16 protein-coding genes are annotated in these 15593 nt (G+C 66.2%); 10 read left to right on the forward strand and 6 right to left on the reverse strand.

The features are described 5' to 3' along the window. Nucleotides 1–65 precede the first annotated feature (65 nt). The 8 genes from eutB (at nt 66) to ehuA (ending at nt 7477) form a co-directional block, all read left to right on the forward strand. Nucleotides 66–1094 (forward strand): hydroxyectoine utilization dehydratase EutB, encoded by a 1029-nt coding sequence (gene eutB, locus ACQKLX_RS20755; RefSeq protein WP_427363457.1) that lies wholly within the window; start codon nt 66–68, stop codon nt 1092–1094. Continuing rightward, the gene (gene eutC, locus ACQKLX_RS20760) at nt 1091–2104 is read left to right on the forward strand and encodes an ectoine utilization protein EutC (protein ID WP_427363458.1); all 1014 of its coding nucleotides are present in this window, start codon (nt 1091–1093) and stop codon (nt 2102–2104) included. Before eutB ends, eutC begins: the two co-directional genes overlap by 4 nt. Continuing rightward, nucleotides 2101–3279 carry an ectoine hydrolase DoeA gene (doeA, locus tag ACQKLX_RS20765; RefSeq protein WP_427363459.1) on the forward strand — a complete coding sequence of 393 codons (1179 nt, stop codon included), beginning with the start codon at nt 2101–2103 and terminating at the stop codon, nt 3277–3279. Before eutC ends, doeA begins: the two co-directional genes overlap by 4 nt. 4 nt (nt 3280–3283) lie before the next feature. Beyond that, complete coding sequence (doeB, locus tag ACQKLX_RS20770) at nt 3284–4297, forward strand: N(2)-acetyl-L-2,4-diaminobutanoate deacetylase DoeB (protein WP_427363460.1); 1014 nt, start codon at nt 3284–3286, stop codon at nt 4295–4297. A 106-nt stretch (nt 4298–4403) separates the two neighbouring features. Next, on the forward strand, nt 4404–5255 hold the full coding sequence (gene ehuB, locus ACQKLX_RS20775) for an ectoine/hydroxyectoine ABC transporter substrate-binding protein EhuB (protein ID WP_427363461.1): 852 nt from the start codon (nt 4404–4406) through the stop codon (nt 5253–5255). A 77-nt stretch (nt 5256–5332) separates the two neighbouring features. Then, nucleotides 5333–5998, forward strand: coding sequence for an ectoine/hydroxyectoine ABC transporter permease subunit EhuC (gene ehuC, locus ACQKLX_RS20780; RefSeq protein ID WP_427363462.1), 666 nt, complete (start codon nt 5333–5335; stop codon nt 5996–5998). A 10-nt stretch (nt 5999–6008) separates the two neighbouring features. Next, nucleotides 6009–6701, forward strand: a complete 693-nt coding sequence (gene ehuD / locus ACQKLX_RS20785; protein WP_427363463.1) for an ectoine/hydroxyectoine ABC transporter permease subunit EhuD — start codon at nt 6009–6011, stop codon at nt 6699–6701. Continuing rightward, on the forward strand, nt 6698–7477 hold the full coding sequence (gene ehuA / locus ACQKLX_RS20790; protein ID WP_427363464.1) for an ectoine/hydroxyectoine ABC transporter ATP-binding protein EhuA: 780 nt from the start codon (nt 6698–6700) through the stop codon (nt 7475–7477). Before ehuD ends, ehuA begins: the two co-directional genes overlap by 4 nt. Nucleotides 7478–7504: 27 nt before the next feature. On the opposite strand, the gene ACQKLX_RS20795 is transcribed toward ehuA, so the two are convergent. After that, nucleotides 7505–7969, reverse strand: a complete 465-nt coding sequence (locus ACQKLX_RS20795; protein WP_427363465.1) for an Lrp/AsnC family transcriptional regulator — start codon at nt 7967–7969, stop codon at nt 7505–7507. A 222-nt stretch (nt 7970–8191) separates the two neighbouring features. Between ACQKLX_RS20795 and ACQKLX_RS20800 the strand changes: the two genes are divergently transcribed. Then, nucleotides 8192–9595, forward strand: coding sequence for an aspartate aminotransferase family protein (locus ACQKLX_RS20800; RefSeq protein ID WP_427363466.1), 1404 nt, complete (start codon nt 8192–8194; stop codon nt 9593–9595). A gap of 35 nt (nt 9596–9630) precedes the next feature. Next, on the forward strand, nt 9631–11040 hold the full coding sequence (locus tag ACQKLX_RS20805; RefSeq protein WP_427363467.1) for an aldehyde dehydrogenase family protein: 1410 nt from the start codon (nt 9631–9633) through the stop codon (nt 11038–11040). Nucleotides 11041–11147: 107 nt separating this feature from the next. On the opposite strand, the gene proX is transcribed toward ACQKLX_RS20805, so the two are convergent. The 5 genes from proX to ACQKLX_RS20830 form a co-directional block, all read right to left on the reverse strand. Further along, the gene (gene proX, locus ACQKLX_RS20810) at nt 11148–12188 is read right to left on the reverse strand and encodes a glycine betaine/L-proline ABC transporter substrate-binding protein ProX (protein WP_427363468.1); all 1041 of its coding nucleotides are present in this window, start codon (nt 12186–12188) and stop codon (nt 11148–11150) included. A gap of 82 nt (nt 12189–12270) precedes the next feature. After that, nucleotides 12271–13218, reverse strand: coding sequence for an ABC transporter permease (locus ACQKLX_RS20815; protein ID WP_427363469.1), 948 nt, complete (start codon nt 13216–13218; stop codon nt 12271–12273). Then, complete coding sequence (locus ACQKLX_RS20820; RefSeq protein WP_427363470.1) at nt 13215–14384, reverse strand: quaternary amine ABC transporter ATP-binding protein; 1170 nt, start codon at nt 14382–14384, stop codon at nt 13215–13217. Before ACQKLX_RS20820 ends, ACQKLX_RS20815 begins: the two co-directional genes overlap by 4 nt. Nucleotides 14385–14447: 63 nt before the next feature. Then, entirely contained in the window at nt 14448–14762 is a 315-nt protein-coding gene (locus tag ACQKLX_RS20825) for an NIPSNAP family protein (RefSeq protein ID WP_427363471.1), read from the reverse strand. Beyond that, nucleotides 14759–15592, reverse strand: a complete 834-nt coding sequence (locus ACQKLX_RS20830; RefSeq protein ID WP_427363472.1) for an alpha/beta fold hydrolase — start codon at nt 15590–15592, stop codon at nt 14759–14761. The genes ACQKLX_RS20825 and ACQKLX_RS20830 overlap by 4 nt, the downstream gene beginning before the upstream one ends. Nucleotide 15593 lies beyond the last annotated feature (1 nt).

Genomic DNA, 15593 nt, shown 5'->3' on the forward strand with positions numbered 1-15593 from the left:
GGATCATGACAATATAATAATTGACATGAAATTTTCCCCCTCGCAGCATGACAAGCGAGGGAGACATGACGGTGACCAAACCGCGTCTTTTCACTGCCGAGACAGATCGGCCGGCTGTAGCGCCGGCCGCTATCGCTTTGCCCGAGATCGAAGCCGCCGCGGCGCGCATCGCCGGCCGGGTCGAGCGCACGCCGCTTGTCGCCTCGCCCTCCCTCAGCCGCCTCTGCGGCCAGCCCGTCCATCTCAAGCTGGAGACCCGCCAGCCGATCGGCGCCTTCAAGCTGCGCGGCGCGATGAATGCAGTGCTGGCGCTGACCGGGGACCAGCGCCCGCGCGGTCTCGTGACCGTATCGACCGGCAATCATGGTCGTGCGGTCGCCTACACCGCCCGCGAGCTCGGCCTTGCCGCCACCATCTGCATGTCGGCGCTGGTGCCTTCAAACAAGGTCGAGGCGATCCGTTCGCTCGGCGCCGAGGTCCGCATCGTCGGCCGTTCGCAGGATGATGCGCAGATCCAAGTCGAGCGGTTGATTGCCGAGCGCGGGCTCATTCCAATTCCGCCCTTCGACGATCCCGACGTCGTTACCGGCCAGGGCACGATCGGCCTCGAACTCATCGAGGACCTGCCCGAACTCGCCTGCGTGCTGATCCCGCTCTCGGGCGGCGGCCTCGCCGCCGGCATTGCCGTGGCGGTCAAGGCGCTGCGGCCCTCCGCGAGGATCATCGGCATCTCGATGGAACGCGGCGCCGCCATGGCCGCTGCGCTCGCCGCCGGCAGGCCCGTCGAGGTCATTGAAGAGGAAACGCTGGCGGACTCCCTCGGCGGCGGCATCGGCCTTTCCAACCGCGTCACCTTCGCCCTGTGCCGTGACCTGATCGACGAGGTCGTGCTGCTCAGCGAGGCGGAGATCGCGGCCGGCATCCGCCATGCCGCGCTCGTGGAAAACGAGATCGTCGAAGGCGCCGGCGCGGTCGGCATCGCCGCCCTGCTCGCCGGCAAGGTCAGCCCGCATGGGCCGACGGCGCTCATCGTCTCCGGCCGCAATATCGACGAGGCCGTGCACCGGCGGATCGTCTCCGGAGCCGCCGCATGAGCCGCATGCTCGTCCTCACCGAAGCGGAGCTGCGCCGCATCGTCGGGCTTGATCTGAGCGCCGTCACCTGCGTCGAGGAGGCCTTTGCGGCGCTCGCGACCAGGCCGGTCGCCATGCCGCCGATCCTGCGGCTCGATATTCCCGAGCATCGCGGCGAAGTCGACGTGAAGACGGCCTATGTGCCGGGCCTCGACGGCTTCGCGATCAAGGTCAGCCCCGGCTTCTTCGACAATCCCAGGCTCGGCCTGCCCAGCCTGAACGGGCTGATGATCCTGTTCAGCGCCCGGACCGGCCTGGTCGAGGCGCTGCTCCTCGACAATGGCTATCTCACCGATGTCAGGACGGCCGCGGCTGGAGCCGTCGCGGCGCGTCACCTCGCCCGGCCGGATGCGGCAGTCGCCGCTATCTTCGGCGCCGGCATGCAGGCGAGGCTGCAGCTCGAAGCCTTGGCGCTGGTGCGGCCGATCCGCGAGGCGCGGGTCTGGGCGCGCGATCCACAGAAGGCGAGCGAGGCTGCGAGCGAGCTCTCCCGCAAGCTCGGTTTTCCGGTCGCCGCTATCGCCGATCCGCACGCAGCCATGCGAGGCGCCGACATCATCGTCACCACCACGCCGGCCGAGAAGCCGATCCTGATGGCGGACTGGCTCGAACCCGGCCAGCACATCACGGCGATGGGCTCCGACAGCGAGCACAAGAACGAGATCGACCCGACCGTCTTCGCCCGCGCCACCTATGTCGCTGATCGTCTCAGCCAGACGCGGCGGCTCGGCGAGCTCGCTCATGCGATCCGCTTCGGCCTTGCGACCTCCGACCAGGCTTTCGCCGAGCTCGGCGAGGTCGTCGCCGGCAAGCGCCCCGGGCGCACGCGCGCCGACGAGATCACCCTCGCCGACCTGACCGGCACCGGGGTGCAGGACACCGCGATCGCCAATCTCGCCGCCGCCCGGGCCCGCACTGCCGGCGCCGGGCAGACCATCGACACCAAAGCCGAAGCGGGAGACGCCGCGTGACCGTGACCCTGAACTTCACCCGCGAGGAATATGCCGAGCGCCTCGCCAAGACCCGCGCCGCCATGGAGCGGGCCGGCGCCGAGCTGATGGTCGTCACCGACCCCTCGAACATGCACTGGCTGACCGGCTATGACGGCTGGTCGTTCTACGTCCATCAATGCGTGCTGGTGCCGCCGACGGGCGAGCCGATCTGGTATGGGCGCAAGCAGGACGCGAACGGAGCGAAGCGCACCGCCTGGCTCGGCCACGACAACATCATCGGCTATCCCGACCACTATGTTCAGTCGACCGAGCGCCACCCGATGGACCTGCTGGCGCAGATCATCGCCGAGCGCGGCTGGGACAGGCTCTCGATCGCGGTCGAGATGGACAATTACTACTTCTCGGCGGCGGCCTTCGCCTCGCTGCAGAAGCATCTGCCGAATGCCCGCTTCAAGGATTCCGGCGGGCTGGTGAACTGGCAGCGCGCGGTCAAGAGCAGGACCGAGCTCGACTACATGCGCAAGGCCGGCCGCATCGTCGAATTGATGCACCAGCGCATCGTCGAGGTGGTCGAGCCCGGCATGCGCAAATGCGACCTCGTCGCCGAGATCTACGATGCCGGCATCCGCGGCACGGCCGAATTCGGCGGCGACTATCCGGCGATCGTGCCGCTGCTGCCCTCCGGCGCCGATGCCTCCGCCCCGCACCTGACCTGGGACGACAGGCCGATGCGTTCGGGCGAAGGCACCTTCTTCGAGATCGCCGGCGCCTACCGGCGCTATCACTGCCCGCTCTCGCGCACCGTCTTCCTGGGCAAGCCGACGCAGGCCTTCCTCGATGCCGAGAAGGCGACACTTGAAGGCATGGACGCCGGGCTCGCCGCGGCGAAGCCGGGCAACAACTGTGAGGACATCGCCAACGCCTTCTTCGCCGTGCTGAAGCGGTACGGAATCATCAAGGACAACCGCACCGGCTACCCGATCGGCCTGTCCTATCCGCCCGATTGGGGCGAGCGCACCATGAGCCTGCGTCCCGGCGACCGGACCGAGCTCAAACCCGGCATGACCTTCCATTTCATGACCGGCCTCTGGCTCGAGGATATGGGCCTCGAGATCACCGAGAGCATCGCGATCACCGAGAGCGGCGTCGAATGCCTGTCGAACGTGCCGCGCCAGCTCTTCGTCAAGGCCTGAGCCGATGCTGACCGCCTCGCCCCGCCCCTCACCGGTGACGCCCACGATCGACCTTTCGGCGCAGGGCGTCCGGCACGGCCATCTGCGCCTGCCCTATAGCCGCGACGACAGCGCCTGGGGCTCGGTGATGATCCCGGTCTGCGTGATCGCCAATGGTGACGGGCCGACGGCGCTGCTGATCGGCGCCAATCACGGCGACGAATATGAGGGGCCGGCGGCGCTGTTCGAACTGGCGCGTTCGCTCGATCCGGCCGAGGTTTCGGGCCGGGTGATCATCCTGCCGGCGCTGAACTATCCGGCCTTCCGGGCGGGCACGCGCACCTCGCCGATCGACAAGGGCAATATGAATCGCAGCTTTCCGGGTCGGCCGGACGGCAATGTCACCGAGAAGATCGCCGACTACGTCACGCGCCATCTCGTCCCGCTGGCCGACATCGTGCTCGACTTCCATTCCGGCGGAAAGACACTCGACTTCCTGCCCTATGCCGCCGCGCATGAATTGCCGGACAATGCGCAGGAGGCGCGCTGCTTTGCGGCGGTCGCCGCCTTCTCCGCGCCCTACTCGATGAAGATGCTGGAGATCGACGCCGTCGGCATGCTCGACACCACCGTCGAGGCAATGGGCAAGGTCTTCGTCACGACCGAGCTCGGCGGCGCCGGAACCGCGAGCGCGCGCAGCATCGGCATCGCCCGGCGCGGCGCCAGCAATCTGCTGAGGCATGCCGGCATCCTCGCCGGCACGCCCGAGACGGCGCCGACAAGCTGGCTCGACATGCCCTCGGCCGATTGCTTCACCTTCGCGAAAGATGACGGGCTGATCGTCTTCGAGCACGACCTCGGTGAGCCGGTGCGCGCCGGCGAGGTGATCGCCCGGGTCTATCCTGTCGGAAAGACCGGGCTCGCCCCGGCCGAGTACCAGGCCGCGATGGACGGCGTCCTCGCTGCCCGCCACGTCCCCGGGCTGATCAAGGCGGGCGACTGCCTTTCGGTGCTTGCCGTGCTGACGGAGGCGCCCTGACCCGTTCGGCCGGGCGACCGGTCCAAGCCAAACCGCCGGCGCGAAGACGCCAGAGAAGCCGAAGCAATCGGCATGCGGAGAAACATCAACCAGAGGAGAATTGCAGATGCCGTTTTTGAAGATCGCGGGTCTCTCCGCCATTGCTTTCGCCGCCGGCTTGTCCGCCGCCGCCGCCACCACCCTCAAGGACATCAAGGACCAGGGCTATATCCGCGTCGCGACCGCCAATGAGGTGCCCTATTCCTACATGAAGGATGATGGCACCTCGGCCGGCATCGGCCCGGATGTCGCCAATGCTGTGCTGAAGAAGCTCGGCGTCGCCGAGGCCAACTGGTCGGTCACGCCGTTCGGCACGCTGATTCCCGGCCTCAAGGCCAAGCGTTTCGACTTTGTGGCGGCCGAGCAGAACATCTCGCCCGAGCGCTGCAAGCAGGTCTCCTTCACCGAGCCGAACTCCTCCTATGGCGAAGGCCTCTTGGTGAAGAAGGGCAACCCGAAGAAGCTGACGACCTATGCCGATATCGCCAAGGACCCGTCGCTCAAGGTCGCGGTCGTCTCCGGCGCCAATAATATCGACTTCCTGCGCGCCGTCGGCGTCAAGGACAGCCAGGTGATCTTCATCACCGCCAATGCCGACGCGCTCGCGACCGTGCAGAGCCGAGCCGACGCCTATGCCGCGACCGAGCTCACCGTCGCCTCGCTCGCCAAGGGTCAGGCCAATGTCGAGCAGGTCGCGCCCTTCACCGACCCGGTCGTCAACGGCAAGCCGGTCCGCAATTTCGGCGGCTTCGCCTTCCGGCCGGAGGACAAGGAGCTGCGCGACGCTTTCAACGCCGCGCTGGTCGAGTTCCGCAAGACCGACGACTACAAGAAGATCCTCGGCACCTACGGCCTCTCGGACGCCAGCATCAAGGCGGCGGCCGATCGCAAAGTCGAGGACCTCTGCGCCGGCAAATAGGTTTCTGACCGACATCGTTCCGCCCGCCCCGGCGGCGGGCGGGGCTCGACGTCTTTCAACGTTGCGGAGCCTGCCGGATGGAGTGGCTATCCTATCTGCCCGCGCTGTCGCGCGGCGCCTTGATCACCGCCGGGATCACCTTGTCGGCGATCGCGACCGGCGCCGTCGCGGCCTTCGCCGCCGGGATCGCCCGGGTCGAAGGCGGCCGCGCGCTCTCGCTGGTCGCGCTCTGCTACACCGAGCTCTTCCGTGGGACGTCGCTGCTCGTCCAGCTGTTCTGGTTCTACTATGCCCTGCCGCTCGTCGGGATCAGCTTCGAGCCGGTGGCCACCGGCATCATGGTGCTCGCTCTCCATGTCGGCGCCTATGGCTCCGAGATCGTGCGCGGCGCGCTGCAATCGGTCTCCGTGCAGCAGCACGAGGCGGCGCGGGCGCTGAATTTCGGCCGCGCCCAGACGCTGCTCCATATCACCCTGCCGCAGGCACTGGTCGAGATGATGCCGGCCTTCGGCAATCTCGCCATCGAGACGCTGAAGCTGTCCTCGCTGGTCTCGCTGATCTCGATCGCCGACCTGACCTTCCGGGCGCAGTCGATCCGCAACCTCACACTCGACAGTGCCGGCGTCTACAGCCTGACGCTCGTCGGCTACTTCGCGATGTCGCTGGTGCTGATGCTGATCATGCGGCTGATCGAGCGCTGGGTTCGGCGCGGCGCGGCCTTCCCGCGCGCGGCGCATTCGTGAGGGGCCGCGCATGATGTACGGCTTCGAATGGGATACGACGACGCCGCTGACCTACGCGTCCTCGATCCTGCCGATCATCCTGATCGGCCTCACCGTGACGCTGCAGGCCGCTGCGGCCGGCTTTGCGATCGCGCTGGTGCTCGGCCTCGTCTTCGCGCTGCTGCGGCGCAGTCGCTACGCCGCCGTGTCCTGGACGACGGCCATCGTCGTCGAATTCCTGCGCGACACGCCGCTGCTGGTGCAGCTCTTCTTCCTCTACTACGTGCTGCCGGATTACGGCATCACGCTGCCGGCCTTCCTGACCGGGGCGCTCGCGCTCGGGCTGCAATATTCGGCCTATACCTCGGAGGTCTATCGCGGCGGCATCGAAGCCGTGCCGCGCGGGCAATGGGAGGCTGCGACCGCGCTGAACCTCTCCCGGCTGCAGACCTATCGCGACATCGTCGTGCCGCAGATCGTGCCACGCATCCTGCCGGCGATGGGCAACTACCTCGTCGCCATGATCAAGGAGACGCCGGTGCTCTCCGTCGTCACCGTGCTCGAGATGATGGGCCTCGCCAACATGATCGGCGAGCGCACCTTCGAATATCTGGTGCCGCTGACACTGGTCGGCCTGATCTTCCTCCTCCTGACGCTGATCTGCTCGGCCGGCCTGCACCGGCTGCAGAAGGCGCTGCCGAAAGCAGGGATCCCGTTGCGATGACCGAGACCAATCAGGCGCCTATCATCGAGTTCGCCGGCGTCACCAAGCGTTTCGGCGCGCTCACCGTGCTCGACGATTTCAACTTCAGCGTCGCCCGCGGCGAGAAGGTCACGCTGATCGGCCCGTCCGGCTCGGGCAAGTCGACGGTGCTGCGCATCCTGATGACGCTGGAGCCCTTTCAGGAGGGGAGGCTGACGCTCGCCGGCATGCCCTATCACGAGCCGAATGCCGGCGGGCCGTTCAAGGCCTCGGACGGGCATCTGCGCCAGATCCGCAGCCATGTCGGCATGGTCTTCCAGAGCTTCAACCTGTTCCCGCACATGACCGTGCTGCGCAATGTCGTCGAGGCGCCGGTGCGGGTGCTCGGCCTGCCGCGCGGCGAGGCCGAATGCCGGGCCGTCGACCTGCTCGCCATGGTCGGCCTCGCCGACAAGAAGGACCATTTTCCCGCTCAGCTCTCCGGCGGCCAGCAGCAGCGCGTCGCCATCGCCCGCGCGCTCGCCATGCGGCCGCGCGTGCTGCTCTTCGACGAGCCGACTTCGGCGCTCGATCCGCAGCTCGTCGGCGAGGTGCTCTCGGTCATCCGCGGCCTCGCCAGCGAGCACGACCTCACCATGCTGCTCGTCACCCATGAGATGCGCTTCGCCCGCGAGGTCTCCGACCGGGTCTGCTTCTTCGACAAGGGCCGCATCTGCGAGCAGGGCGAGCCGGAGCGCATCTTCAGCGCGCCCGAGCAGCCGCGCACCCGCGAATTCCTGGCCTCGGTGCTGGGCTGAACCGGCACCGCTTCAACTTGCGGCAGTTCACAGTTCGATTGGCAAGGAGAACCCTGCCTTCACGCGGTCCATGACCACCAATGTCTTGAAGCCCTTGATGTCGGGGTTCTCGTAGAAGAACCGTCGCGTGAACTGCTCGTAGTCCTCCATGTCGCGCGCGGTCACGACAAGGACGAAATCGGCATCGCCGGTCACATAGAAGCCGATCATCACTTCGGTCGTCGACCTGATGGCAGCCTTGAAGCGATCGACGATGTCCGCGCGCTCGCGTTCGAGAGAGACGAGCACGAGCATCGAAACCGGACGGCCGACCGCTTTCGGAGACACGATCGAGACGTCGCCCTCGATGACACCGGCGGCGCGCAGTCTTTTCATGCGGCGCTGGCATGCGGTTGGCGACAGGTTCGCCAGTTCGGCAAGCTCTTCCGAGGTGAGGCGATTATTCGCCTGCACCGCCCTCAGGAGCTTGATGTCGATCTGATCGAGTAACATTGCGCATAAATCCTGCGTTAAACTGCCAATTACGCAGGAAATACTCTCCTGAGAGCATCTGAACGCCGCCTACCTGCGCTCCGGCACTATATAACGCTATCAGCGGTCGAGACAGCAAATCCGGCGGTTGACGGTTGCGTCCACTGACAACCGCTCGAGGTGGAGCGCGCAAACGACTCCGGCACCCTTGACCGACCGTTCGATGACAGAAGGAGCTGCGCAATGACGATCAACGTCGCCGAGATCAGCAGGCTGGACCGCGCCAGCGTCCTCCATCCATTCACCCAGCTCGCCGACTTTGCGAGCGGCAAGATCGGCGATCCGACCATCGTGGAGACAGGCAAGGGCATCCGGATTCAGGATGCCACCGGCAAGGAGTTCATCGACGGCTTCGCCGGGCTCTACTGCATGAACATCGGCTACGGCCGGACCGAGGTGGCGGAAGCGATTTCCCGTCAGGCTTATCGTCTCGCCTACTACCATACCTACGCTGCGCACACGACCGATGAGCTGGCGATCCTGTCCGATCGCCTGGTGCGGATGGCGCCGGGCAAGATGAGCAAGGTTTTCTATGGCATGTCGGGGTCCGACGCCAACGAGACGAATGCCAAGCTCGTCTGGTATTACAACAATCTCCGGGGCAAGCCGGAAAAGAAGAAGATCATCTCGCGTATGCGGGGCTACCACGGTTGCAGCGTCGTGTCGGGGTCGCTGACCGGCATGAGCTTCTATCACGACCATATGGACTTGCCGGTTTCCGGGATCATCCACACTGGCGCGCCACACCACTATTGGGGCGCAGAAGCCGGCGAGACGGAACTCGCCTTCTCGGCGCGCCGGGCTGCTGAGCTCGACGAGCAGATCCAGCGCGAAGGAGCCGATACCGTTGCGGCGTTCATTGCGGAGCCGGTCCTTGGCACGGGTGGCATCACGCCGCCGCCGGAAGGCTATTGGGCCGCCATCCAGGAGGTCCTGAAGAAGCACGACGTACTCCTCATCGCTGACGAGGTGATCACGGGCTTCGGGCGGACTGGCTCGATGTTCGGCTCCCATCACTACGGGATCGAGCCTGATCTGATCACCATCGCCAAGGGCCTCACCTCGGCATACTTCCCGCTGTCCGGCTCCATCGTGGGCGAGAAAATCTACGCGGTGATGGAAGATGGCGCAGCGAAGGTCGGGGCATTCTCCCACGGTTACACCTATTCGGGACATCCCATCGGTGCCGCCGCCGCGAACGCGGTCCTCGACATCGTCGAGAAGGAAGACCTGCCGGGCAATGCGCGCGTCGTCGGCGAGTACTTCCTGAAGCGGCTCACCGCTACATTCGCTCAGCTCCCGATCGTCGGCGAGGTTCGCGGTGTTGGATTGATGGGTGCGATCGAATTCGTCGCTGATCGGGAGCGCAAGGCCCGTTTCGACGCCGGATTGAAGGTTGGCGCCCGCGTATCGAAGGCGGCTCGCGACCGCGGCCTGATCGCTCGCGCGATGCCGCACGGCGATATCCTCGGCTTTGCTCCGCCGCTGGTGACGACGAAGGAAGAGGTCGACGAGATCATCTCGGTCGCCGAGGCCGCGATACGAGAGGTCATGGACGAGCTGTCGCGAGAAAACGCGATCGCCTGATCGGGCAGCACCACGGCAACTCGGGATAGCCGCTCATGATCGCAGCGAAACTCAAAGCGTCCGATGATTATGCCACCATTGATGTCGAGAACCCGTTCGACGGTTCGCTCGTCGGGAGAGTTCCCTCGACCGGCGCCGAAGCTCTTGACGATCTCCTCGCTCGCGCCCGGCGTGGAGCGGCTGTGTCTCGCCAATTGCCGCGTCACAAGCGGGCCGACATTCTCGAAGGCGCTGCCGCCCGCATAACCGATCGCTGCGATAGTTTCGCGAACACGATCGTCGCCGAGGCCGGCAAGACCATCGTTCAGGCGCGCAAGGAGGTGATGCGCTGCGCCAACACGCTGAAGCTCTCGGCAGAAGAGGCAAAGCGCAACGCAGGCGAGATCATTCCCTTCGACGCCTATCCGGGGTCAGAGCAGCGCGAGGGTTGGTTCACACGCGAGCCACTCGGGATCATCACTGCGATTACGCCCTACAACGACCCGCTCAATCTCGTGGCGCACAAGCTCGGGCCGGCGATAGCCGGTGGGAACGCGCTTCTCCTCAAGCCGTCCGAACTGACTCCACTCTCCGCAATGAAGCTGGTCGAGGTTCTCGTCGAGGCCGGCCTGCCGGAGGAGATCATCACGGTCGCAATCGGCGGCGTCGACCTCGGCAAGGCGCTCGTCTCTGCCCGAGATGTTCGCATGGTGTCGTTCACCGGTGGTTTCGCCGCTGGCGAAGCGATCACGCGCTCTGCTGGATTGAAGAAGCTCGCGATGGAGCTTGGCGGCAATGCGCCGGTCATCGTCATGGCCGACTGCGACTTCGACATTGCCGTCGAGAGCTGCGTCTCGGGCGCGTTTTGGGCTGCCGGACAGAACTGCATCGGCACGCAGCGCATTCTCATCCAGGCGCAGCTTTATCAGCGCTTCCGTGACGCCTTCGTCCTGGCCACGCAAGAGCTCACAGCAGGCGACCCGTCACGGGAAGACACGGACGTCGGGCCGATGATCTCGGAGACGGTCGCAAAGCGAGCCGAAGCGGCTGTGAACGATGCGATCGCGGCTGGCGCGACCTTGCTTTGCGGCAATCTTCGCAAAGGTTCGCTCTACAACCCGACAGTGTTGGAGGGCACTCCTCCGACCTGCTCGCTATGGCAGGACGAAATTTTTGCTCCGGTGGTGATGCTGTCGCCGTTCGAGACATTGGATCAGGCGATCGATATGGCCAACGATCCCGAGTACAGCCTGCATGCCGGCATCTTCACGAATAGCCTCTCGGTTGCTCTGGAAGCCTCCCGGCGGCTCGACGCAGGCGGCGTCATGATCAATGATTCCTCCGATTATCGGTTCGATGCCATGCCCTTCGGGGGGTTCAAGCATGGCAGTATGGGGCGTGAAGGCGTTCGTTTTGCCGTCGAGGAGATGACCCAGCCAAAGGTCGTTTGCATCAATCGCAAATAGCGGCCTTCAGGTACCGCGCCATCCGTCGACCTCAGCCGCGCCAGTCGCGGTGGTCGCTCCAAAAGGAAAGCCGACCCTCCGGATCGGCTTTCCCATTGCGTTCCGACTCAGACAGCATCCCTGCCGCTCTTCACCCAACCGTCGAAGATCGCCTTGTTCTGGCTGATCCATTCCTCAGCCATCCGGTTGACATTGGCGCTGCTCGCCCCGTTCTTGTTGATGCTGAATTCCCAGCCCGACCAGGTCGGCAGCGGGAATTTCATCTGTTCGATCAGCGCCTTGACGGCCGGATTGGCGGCGATGAACTGCTTGTTGGCGACGGACGCCCAGTTCCAGGACGCCATCGCCATGCGGCAGGGGTCGGCCCCGCCGGCGCAGCCCTTGACGCCGGGGACGAGGGCCGAGCCGCGATTGGGGACGTTCGGGGGCAGTGCGTCCTCGGGCGTCGGCAGCCAGACGACCTCCTCGCCCGGGATCAGCGCATTGTTCACCCAGGACGGGCTCCAGGCGTAGAAGAAGGCAGGCTCGCCGCGCTTCACCCGCGCCACTGCCTCGACCATCAGTGTCTCGTACTTGCCGCGCACCGAGCGCACCGTGTCCTTCAGGCCGAACTTGTCGAGCTGAAAATCGACGACGTCGCCGCAGCTCCAGCCGGGATCGCAGTTGATCAGGTCGGCGCGGCCATCCTTGCCGAACAGGGCGGCGAGCTTCGGGTCCTTCATCTGGGCGAGGCTGGTGATGTTGTGTGCGGTCGCCGTCTTCTTGTCGATCAGGTAGCCGTTGACGCCGCCGCCGACGATCATGCCGCTGCCGATGAGCTCGGCCTGCTTCTCGACGGCGCGGAAGGCCGGCTCGCGCTGAGGCATGTTGACGTCGGTCGCCAGATCAAGGTCCCCCTGCGCCGCGGCCTGGAAGAACAGGGTCGTGTTCAGCGTCGAGATCTTCACCTCGTAGCCGAGTTCCTTCAGCGCCCGGCTGACGATCTGGGCGGTGACATAGTTGGCGCCGAGGCTGTCGCTCTGGGCGTAGCGCACGGTCTTGCCCTTGCCCGGCAGGGCCTGGGCGAAGGCCGAGCCCTGCAGGGTAGCGGCCGCGAGCGCCGCCGCGGCGAATGTCTTGACGAAGGTCTTGGCGGACAGGCTGATCATCGCGTTCTCCTCTTTGATTATCGCTTCTTGTTGTCCCCACCCGCCTGGCCGGCGGGATGTCCTGTGCCGCTGGCTGCGGCGTCTATGCGCCCTGCCGGGTGGCCTCGCCCGGCGGCAGGGCGGCGATCTCCTCGCGTCGCCCGCCACGCAGGAAGCGCAGAGCGAGCTGGAACAGCGATGGGCGCTGGCCGCTCTTGGCCTCGGCGAGCTTCTGCGTGATCCGGTCGAGCATCATCGCCAGCAGGACGATGGCGATGCCGCCGACGGCGGCGCGGCCGACATCGAGCCGCCCCAGCCCCTGGAGCACGACGAGGCCAAGCCCCTCGGCGCCGATCATCGCAACGACGACCGACATCACCATCGCGGTCAGCACCGTCTGGTTGAGGCCGCCGAGGATGGTCGGGATCGCGAGCGGCAGCTGGATTTCCCAGAGCAGCTGGCGCCGGTCGGCACCGAAGGCGAGGCCAGCCTCGACGATCTCGTGCTCGACCATGCGGATGCCGAGATTGGTGAAGCGGATCAGGGGCGGCGCGGCCGCCGTGACGACCGCGACCTCGCCCGGCACCGTCCCGACGCCGAACAGCATCACCACCGGCACGAGATAGACGAAGGTCGGCGTCGTCTGCATGATGTCGAGGATCGGGCGGACCACGTTCCAGACCCGGTCGCTGCGCGCGCAGAGAATGCCGATCGGAATCCCGATCACGGCGCAGAAGACGATCGCCGTCGCGATCAGCGACAGGGTCGTCATCGCCTCGGCCCAGACGCCGAGCATGGCGATCACGACCAGCGAGACGACGCTGAAGATCGCGACGCCCAGACCGGCGCTGCGCCAGGCGATGAGGCCGATCATGAGCAGCATCGCCGGGAACGGGATAGCGTGCAGTACCCAGTCGTTGAAGCCGAGCAGGCTCTCGACCGGCCATTTGATCGCCTGGAAAAGCGGACGCAGGTTGAGCGCGAGCCAGCGCACCCCCTCCTGGATCCACTGGTCGACCGGGAAGATCGCAAGATCGTCGGCCTTGATCATGGTTCGCGCTCCTGAGCCGGCAGGTTGGCGATACGGGCGAGGATCTGTTCGGCGCCGAGCAGGCCGACGAGGCGGCCGGCCTCGTCGATCACGCCGACGCTGCGGTCGGCGCGGTAGCAGCGCGCGACATCGACGAGCTTGGCCGCCTCCGGGACGCAGATCGGGGCCGCGTGCTCGGCCGGCAGCGTCCCGGTCTCCTGCAGGCGTGTGATTTCGGCGCCGTCCAGCCCGGCGACGACCTGCTCCTGCTGATCGAGCAGGAAGCCGCCTTCCGGCCCGCCGACGACGATCCCGGCCGGTCCGCGCCAGAGCACGGCCGGCGCCTTCATCACCGAGCGCGCATCGAACAGGCGCGCGCGATCGACCTCCCGGGTGAAGGCGGCGACATAGTCGCTGCCGGGCTCGAGCACGATCGACTGCGGCGTGCCCTCGCGCACCAGCCGTCCCTCCGACATGATCGCGATGCGGGTGCCGAGCTTCAGCGCCTCCTGGAAATCATGGGTGATGAACAGGATGGTCTTGTTCAGCGTGCGCTGCAGCCGCAGCAACTCATCCTGCATCTCGGTGCGGATCAGCGGATCGAGCGCGCTGAAGGCCTCGTCCATGATCAGGATATCGGCATCGGTCGCGAGCGCCCGTGCCAGGCCGACGCGCTGGCGCATGCCGCCCGAGAGCTGGTGCGGCAGATGATAGCCCCAGCGCCCGAGCCCGACGACCGACAGCACCTCTTCCGCTCGGCGGCGGCGCTCGGCCGGCGCGACGCCGCGCAGCTTCAGGCCGAACTCGACATTGTCGATCACGCGCTTGTTCGGCAGCAGGGCGAAGTGCTGGAACACCATCGAGATGCGCGTGCGCCGGACCTCTCGCAGCGCCTTCTCGTCGAGCGGCACGAGGTCCTGCCCGTCGAGCAGGATGCGGCCGGCGCTGGGCTCGTTCAGGCGGTTGATGCAGCGCGCCAGGGTGGATTTACCCGAACCCGACAGCCCCATCACCATGTACATGGCGCCCGAGGGGACCGCGAGCGAGACGTCATCCAGGCCAACGACGTGGCCGAGCGTCTCGAAGACGCTGTCCTTCGTGCCACCCTTGCGCAGGATCTGCAGGGCAGGTCCGGGATCCCTGGCGAAAACCTTGTAGAGGTTCTCGATACGCAGCCTCTCGCTCACTGCACTCCCCTCCTGTGATCGTGCGGGGCGGCGATTGCGCCTTGTCACCCGCGCATGCTGCGCTCAGCGCAGCGGCGAAAAATCCGTCGGCAGCAGAATGCGGTTTTCCGCCTGCTCGATATTCTCGACCAGCTTGGGCAGGAAGGCCTGCCAGCGTGGATCGTCGGCGAGCCGCTGGCGCCGCGTGCGACGGTCTTCGAGATCGGCATAGGCCCAGAGATGCGTGACCTGGCTCAGCACCCCGATCTCGGTGGTGAAGTAGCCGACGAGCTGCCCAAGAATGGGCTGCTGGATGGCGAGGCCCTCCTCGCGCACGAGCTGGAGATAGCGGCCCATCCGTCCGTTGCGGATGCGGTAGATGCGCTCCTCGACGATCACGCAGCGTCCTCCGTGAGAAACTCGCCGATCAGCGCCGCGACACGATCTGGCGCCTCGTTCAGCAGCGAATGGCGCAATCCCGGCAGGATATGCAGGCGCGAGCCGGCAATGCGCTCATGCATGAAGCGTGACATGCGCGGATTCGAGCCCTGGTCGTGCTCGCCGGTGGCGATCAGGGTCGGGAGGCGGATCTGGTCGATCAGCCCGCCGAAATCGGTCTCCGCCAGGACGCGATAGGCGGCGGCATAGCAATCCGGATCGTTCTCCGCGTTGCGGCGGCGCAGCTCCGCGATCAGTTCGGGGTTGCGCGCCTGGAACTCCTCGGTCAGCCAGCGCGACAGCGAGGCATCGTAATGCGAGCCGCGATCGCCGGCCTTGAGCGCCGCGAGCCTGGCGAGAACGCGTTCGCGCTCCTCCGGGGTCCTGCCCGATACGGTGGAGAGCAGCACGAGCCGCCGCAGCCGCTCGGGATGGGTGAGGGCGAGGCGCTGAGCGATCAGCCCGCCGAGCGAGAAGCCCGCGAGATCGAAGCTGGCGAAGCCGACGTGATCGGCAAGACCGAGCACGTCCCCGGTGAAATCGTCGATCTCGTAGCGCCCCCTGACGCGCTCCGAACGGCCATGGCCGCGCAGATCGAAGCTCAGCATGCGGAAGCGATCGGAGAGCCGCGCGATCACCTCGTCCCAGGCCTCGCGATAGGAGCCGACGCCATGGACCAGGACGAGGGGCCGTTGGCCCTGCCCGCTCAGGCGGTAGTTCAGCGCCACGCCCTCGCATACGAAGGTCCCTGTGATATCCGGCTCGGTGACTGGCGCGGAAAGGCCTGCCATC

This window comes from Allobosea sp. NPDC003192 (genome assembly GCF_050275675.1).
GTDB lineage: Bacteria > Pseudomonadota > Alphaproteobacteria > Rhizobiales > Beijerinckiaceae > Allobosea.